Below are 4,749 nucleotides of genomic sequence, written 5' to 3'. Positions count from 1 at the left end.
GCATGGCCGGCTCGACTATGTTGACCTGGCACCGGCCTACAGGCGCTTCCCACGCTTCCCGATGATCTCCATCTCGCACAGCCAGAAGCGGGGATTGCCCGACGCCAACTGGATTGCCACGATCCATCACGGGATCCCGGTCGATGCCTATCAGCCCACATATGACCCGTCACCCGAAGAGCCGTATCTGGCCTTTCTCGGGCGCCTCTCGCGCGACAAACGGCCGGACCGCGCGATCGATATCGCGCGACGTTCCGGGCTGAAGCTGAAGCTGGCGGCCAAGATCGGCGACGATGACCGCGCCTATTTTCACGACGAGATCGAGGCGCTCATCGACGGCGACCGCGTCGACTATGTCGGCGAGATCGCTGAGGACGAGAAGGCGGCATTTCTCGGCAACGCCGCCGGTCTCCTGTTTCCCATCGATTGGCCGGAGCCGTTCGGCCTGGCGCCGATCGAGGCCATGGCCTGCGGCACGCCGGTCATCGCCTGGAATTGCGGCGCCTTGCCGGAGATCATCGACCAGGGCGTGACCGGCTTTGCCGTGGACGCCGTCGATGAGGCTGTCGCTGCAATGCCGGCCCTTCTCGAGCTTGATCGGCGGCAGGTGAGGGCGGTCTTCGAAAAGCGGTTTTCGGTCACCAGGATGGCGCGCGACTATCTCGCCGCCTATATGCGCCTGATCGGCATCCGGGAGGCGAAGGCCTCCTGATCGGCATTGTCTTTCGGGCGGGACAAACGAAGAGGTGACGAATGACGCAGCTCGACGAGCGCAAGCTCGATCCCGCGGTAGCCCTTGCCTCGCTTGACGAAACGGCGCCGCGGGAGCCGCACCGGCTGTTCGCGCTCAAGCAGGGCGACTGTTTTGCCGTCACGGACGCCTATGGCGACATCAGAGGCGCCGGCGACGGTTTCTTTCGCGACGATACGCGCGTCCTTTCCGAGTTCCGCCTGACGGTCGGCGGCAGACAGATGTCGCTGCTCGGCGCCTCGCTCAGCCAGGACAATGTGCTGTTCACCAGCAACCTGACCAACCTGCCGATCCAGAGCGCCGCCGGCCGCGACATTCCGCAAGGCGCGATCCATATCGAGCGCGTCAGGCTGATCTGGCAGGACCGGCTGTTCGATCGCATCACGCTTTCCAACTACAGCCGCGAGCACTCGACCATTGCCGTCTCGCTGCATTTCGCCGCCGACTTCCGGGACATGTTCGAGGTGCGCGGCTCGACGCGGCCGAAACGCGGAACGGTCCATGTCGCCAGGACCGAGAAGGCATCGGTGCTGCTCGGCTATGACGGTCTCGACGGGTTGCCGCGCCTGTCGGCGATTTCCTTCTCGCAGGCCCCCGACCGGTTGAGCGACAATCGCGCCGACTTCCTGATCGCGGTCACCAAGCGCAGCAGCAAGGTGCTTTATGTCGAAGTCGGCCCGGAGATCGCGGATACACCCGGGCGCGACCGCTTCCGCGCCGCCGCGGCCCGCGCCCGTTTCGGCATGCGCTCCAAGCGCCGGCATGGTGCCACGGTGCACAGTTCGGGCCGCGTGTTCAACGATTGGGTCGAGCGCGCGCGCGCCGATGTCGCGCTGCTCACCACCGAACTCTCGACCGGGCCCTATCCCTATGCCGGCATTCCGTGGTTCTCGACGGCCTTCGGCCGCGACGGCGTGATTTCGGGGCTGCAGATGCTGTGGCTCAATCCCGGCCTGGCGCGCGGTGTGCTGGCGTTTCTTGCCGAGCATCAGGCGACGGAGACGTCGCCCTTCATCGATTCCCAGCCAGGCAAGATCATGCATGAGACGCGCAAGGGCGAGATGGCGGCGCTGCGCGAACTCCCCTTCGGCCGCTATTATGGCGGTGTCGACACGACCCCGCTCTACATTCATCTCGCCTGCGCCTATGCCGACCGCACCGGCGACATGGCCTTTGTCGACACACTTTGGCCGTCGCTCAAGGCGGCCGCCGAGTGGACGGAAGAGGCAAGCCGGGCGACGGGCTTCGTCACCTACCAGCGCGCGGCCGAGTCCGGTCTTGCCAACCAGGGCTGGAAAGACAGTATCGATTCCGTCTTCCATGCCGACGGACGGATTCCCAAGGGACCGATCGCCCTGGTCGAGGTGCAGGGCTATGTCTTTGCCGCCTATCGGGGCCTCGCCTCGCTCGCGCGCCGCCGCGGCGAGTTCGCCGATGCCGAGCATTGGGAAAACCGCGCCGAGGAAATGCGGTTGGCCGTCGAGCGCGATTTCTGGATGGACGATCTCAACTTCTACGCCCTTGCCATCGATGGCGAGGGCGAACCCTGCAAGGTCCGCACCTCCAATGCCGGGCATCTGCTTTATGTCGGGTTGCCGGAGCTGGAGCGGGCAAAGATGGTCGCCGACCAGTTGCTGTCGGCCTCTTTCCATTCCGGCTGGGGGCTGAGGACGCTCGCGGACGATGCGATCTTCTTCAACCCGATGTCCTACCACAACGGCTCGATCTGGCCGCACGACACCGCGCTTTGCGGCGTCGGCCTGGCGCGTTACGGCGAGCGCGACAGCGTGGTTCGGATGATGAGCGGCACCTTCGAGTCGGCCGTGCATTTCAACATGCGGCTGCCGGAATTGTTCTGCGGCTTCACCCGGGCGCCGGGCGAGGCGCCGATCGCCTATCCGGTCGCCTGCCTGCCGCAGGCCTGGTCGGCAGGCTCCACCTTCATGCTGATGCAGGCCTGCCTCGGCCTGGAAATCGATGGATGGGAAGGCGAACTGCACGTCACGCGCCCAAGGCTGCCGATCGGCATCGATACGCTCACGCTGCGGCATCTCAGCGTCGGCGACAAATCCGTCGACCTCGCTTTCCAACGGGTCGGCGACCGCGTCGTCGCCTTCCTGTCCGACCGGCACGAGGGCATGGTGCCGCTTATCGTGCGAACCTAGAACAAAGGCCGGCAAGGTTGCGTCCGGCAACCGAAAAATGTCGGAACCGATCGCGACTTTGTGCGTTGCGAACTGGTACCGGCCTATCCATCCGCAGCCGGCAAGAACGAAAAACAAAATAGCGGACAGCCGGAGGCAACCTGGCATTCAATGACACAATACGGCGTCGACCTCTTGTGGGTCCTTATCCTTGTAAGTCTCGGACTTTCCGCTCTCGCGATCTTCGTTTCAGTATCTAGGCACCGTCATCAGCATCCAAAGGGTGTGAACACGCCTGCCCCGGGTGACGATGTCGCCTCGGAAGCCGCGCGCAAGGTGTTGCGCGAATTCGAGAAGAACGGGCAGTCGGTCGACGCCGCCCTCGTCACCTGGTCGCCGGAGACGCTGCGCAAGATCCTCACCGAGGACCTGCCGGACGCACAGGTCATCGTCGTTTCCAACCGCGAACCCTACATCCACAATGAGGACAAGAACGGCGATGTCGAACTCGTCGTACCGGCGAGCGGACTGGTCTCGGCACTGGAGCCGATCACGCGCGCCTGCGCCGGCACATGGATCGCCTATGGCGGCGGCAGCGCAGACCACGTCGTGGTCGACGCGAATGACCGGGTGCAGGTGCCGCCTGGCAATCCCTCCTACACGCTGCGCCGGGTCTGGCTGACCGAAGAGCAATATCAGGGCTACTATCTCGGCTTCGCCAATGAAGGGCTGTGGCCGCTCTGCCATGTCGCCTTCACCCGCCCGACCTTCCGCGATTCTGACTGGGAAGCCTATGAGGCTGTCAACCGCAAGTTCGCCGATACGGTGGTCGCCGAGGCCCGCAACGAGCGGCCGATCGTGCTGGTCCAGGATTATCACTTCGCGCTGCTGCCGCGCATGATCCGCGAGCGCTTGCCGGACGCGATCGTCATCACTTTCTGGCACATTCCGTGGCCGAATTCGGAAGTGTTCAGCATCTGCCCATGGCGCGAACGCATCCTCGACGGGCTGCTCGGCAGCTCGATCATTGGGTTCCATACCCAATTCCACGCCAACAACTTCACCGAAAGCGTCGATCGTTTCATGGAGAGCCGGATCGAGCGCGCCGACGCCGCCATATCCTATGGCGGCCAAACGACGCTGGTGCATGCCTATCCGATCTCTATCGAATGGCCCGTCGAGTTGTTGAAGGCCCTGCCTTCGGTCGAGGACTCGCGACAACACATCCGCGAGCGGTTCGGCATTCCGGCCGATGCCAAGCTCTGCGTCGGCGTCGAGCGTCTCGACTACACCAAGGGCATCCTCGACCGCTTCCATGCGCTGGACGAGCTGTTCATCCGCCATCCGGAAACGATCGGCAAGGTGGTGTTCCTGCAGATCGCCGCGCCCAGCCGCGGCTCGCTGCCGGCCTACAAGCAACTGCATGAGGAATGCCTGCGCTTGGCCGAGGAGCTCAACGAGCGCTATGGCAACGAGCATTACCACCCTGTGGTGCTGGTGGCCGAGCATCACTCGCAGAAGGGTGTCTACGAAATCTATCGGGCCGCCGACATCTGCCTCGTCACAAGCCTGCATGACGGAATGAACCTCGTCGCCAAGGAATTTGTCGCCTCCCGCGATGACGAGCAGGGCGTGCTCCTGCTCAGCACCTTCGCCGGCGCCTCGCGCGAGCTGCTGGAGGCGCTGATCGTCAATCCCTATGACGCGGCGATGATGAGCGAGACCATGCTGCAGGCACTCACCATGGGGCCGGAAGAGCAGCACGAGCGCATGCGGCGCATGCGCTCGTGCTGCTCTTCCGGCCCCATGGTGAGTGCCTGCAGCATGGTCTCGCTCATCATCGCCGCGTCATAG

At 64.2% G+C, this 4,749-nt stretch carries 3 protein-coding genes; all 3 read left to right on the top strand.

Features of this window, described 5'->3' with window-relative positions; translation table 11 throughout:
* Positions 1–712 (top strand): glycosyltransferase family 4 protein (locus EOA29_RS25420; protein WP_145969790.1); only part of this gene is annotated, 712 nt, incomplete at its 5' end.
* A gap of 41 nt (positions 713–753) precedes the next feature.
* A complete protein-coding gene (locus tag EOA29_RS25415; RefSeq protein WP_126092939.1) occupies positions 754–2,916 on the top strand; it encodes an amylo-alpha-1,6-glucosidase in 2,163 nt (720 codons plus the stop codon).
* A gap of 150 nt (positions 2,917–3,066) precedes the next feature.
* The gene (locus EOA29_RS25410) at positions 3,067–4,749 is read left to right on the top strand and encodes a trehalose-6-phosphate synthase (RefSeq protein ID WP_127221780.1); all 1,683 of its coding nucleotides are present in this window, start codon (positions 3,067–3,069) and stop codon (positions 4,747–4,749) included.

The organism is Mesorhizobium sp. M1E.F.Ca.ET.063.01.1.1, from assembly GCF_003998155.1.
Taxonomy (GTDB): Bacteria; Pseudomonadota; Alphaproteobacteria; order Rhizobiales; family Rhizobiaceae; genus Mesorhizobium.
The sequence above is the reverse complement of the archived record's forward strand: the minus strand, read 5'-3'. Positions and strand labels throughout refer to the sequence as shown.

What these genes read in the sequence shown, in the direction of transcription:
- EOA29_RS25415 (WP_126092939.1), top strand. Translation starts at nt 754, where the DNA reads ATGACGCAGCTCGACGAGCGCAAGCTCGATCCCGCGGTAGCCCTTGCC.
- EOA29_RS25410 (WP_127221780.1), top strand. Translation starts at nt 3,067, where the DNA reads ATGACACAATACGGCGTCGACCTCTTGTGGGTCCTTATCCTTGTAAGT.